Here is a 1,807-nt window from a genome sequence, read left to right as displayed (position 1 = left end):
CCACTTACTCCGCCGAACGGGCGATTCAGACTTCTGGTGGCCTGTTCGCCCGAACTCCCATTACTGGCAAAAGATCGTTTCCTCGCGATCCGGTCCCACTGAAATAATGTCGACCGGTCTTCCCACTAGTTCGGCAATCCGCTCCACATATGCCCGGGCAGGTTTCGGAAGGTCCTGCAACCGCCGGATGCCGCGAAGCTCCTGCTCCCAACCAGGAAGTGTTTCGTAGATTGGGCGCACACGACGCAACTGTTCGGTGTGACTGGGAAACCGATCGATCCTTTCACCATCCAGTTCGTAAGCGACACAGATCTTGACTTCGGGAAGTGTGCTCAACACATCCAAAAGCATGATGGCCAGGCTGTCCACGCCGCTCAGTCTTGCGGTGTAACGAACTGCCACGGCATCGAACCACCCGCAGCGGCGCGGTCGCCGGGTCACCGTGCCGTATTCATTACCGCGATCGCGGATCAGTTGGCCGACTTCGTTGCTCTGCTCGGTGGGAAAGGGCCCGCCGCCCACCCGCGTCGTGTAAGCCTTGATAACCCCGACAACTTTGGTCACGTACTTGGCAGGGAGGCCGGAACCAGCGGAAATCCCCACTCCCGAACTATTGCTGCTTGTCACATAGGGGAAGGTACCATGGTCGATGTCAAGCAGCGCTCCCTGCGCACCTTCCAGTAGGATTTTTTTCCCGGTTTCAGCAGCGTCGAGCAGAAATGCCGTTGTGTCCGTCACGTGAGGACGAAGTTTTTCGGCGTATGCCGAATATTCCCGGTAGACGGCTTCCCCGTCGAGGGCGGGCGAGTCCGATGCTAAGCCGAGAGGAATGAGCGCTTTGGCCTTGGAGGCCGCGATGGCCAGGAGCCGTTCTTTCAAGCCGGGCTCGAAAAAGTCTCCCACTCGCACGGCGAGGGAACGGCCGACTTTGTCCCGATAGCACGGCCCAATCCCCCGCAAAGTTGTGCCGATCGCCTCCCCGCCGGGACATTCGTTGAGAATCCGGTCCTCCTCAATATGCCAGGGGAGAATGACGTGTGCTCGGTCGCTGAGCATCAGGTTTTCGCCGATGACGACGCCCTGAGCCCGCAAAGTGGCGATTTCTTCACAGAGCGTTTTGAAATTGACAACCACACCGGTAGCGATGACGCATGTCACATGGGGGCGGAAAATCCCACTTGGCACAAGCGAAAGTTTGAACGTTTTTCCACCCGTCACGACCGTGTGGCCGGCGTTCGCTCCGCCCTGATAGCGGACCACGATATCGTGCTCTTCAGTGAGGAGATCGACGATCTTCCCTTTGGCCTCATCCCCCCACTGAAGTCCAATGACGGCAGTAGCGGTCACGGTTATGGTGTCCTTTTTTCCTCAGAACACAACGTTCCAATGATGGGTCCCAGATTCCCTTGGCGCAACCGGCCCCCGGCGGCTTGTCTTCCAGCCGTCGCACAAAACCCAAATCATGGAGTCTAACGCCGAGGTAAAGCCTTCGTCAAGCACGTGGGACACCGGAGTCCTCCCGGCTATTTTCCTGCTGGAAACCGGCACTCACCTGGACAACGCCTTGGGCAGGAGCAAGCTTTAGCCTGGACGGACCGGCTTGTCAGGTTCGCTGCTCAAGGCTGGATTCTCCATTTCGAATCGTCGGGCACGACAAGCGTGCCCCTCCGAAACATCCCTTGGAGGGACCCGCTTGTCGGGTCCGTCGTTTGACGTTCGATCATCCCTTCCCTTTCGCCGGGAACTGAAGTCCCGCACGGAAAGCGGGGCTAAAGTCCCGCACTCCACATATGGAGTTGCCGCGGGC

The 1,807-nt window shown here is 58.7% G+C and carries 1 protein-coding gene; it reads right to left on the bottom strand.

Annotated features, from left to right (window positions below; genetic code table 11):
- Positions 1-60: 60 nt before the first annotated feature.
- The gene (locus H5U08_RS17550) at positions 61-1,347 is read right to left on the bottom strand and encodes an adenylosuccinate synthase (protein WP_297036076.1); all 1,287 of its coding nucleotides are present in this window, start codon (positions 1,345-1,347) and stop codon (positions 61-63) included.
- Positions 1,348-1,807 lie beyond the last annotated feature (460 nt).

This window comes from Thermogutta sp. (assembly GCF_014359955.1).
Classification (GTDB): Bacteria; Planctomycetota; Planctomycetia; order Pirellulales; family Thermoguttaceae; genus Thermogutta.
The sequence above is the reverse complement of the archived record's forward strand: the minus strand, read 5'-3'. Positions and strand labels throughout refer to the sequence as shown.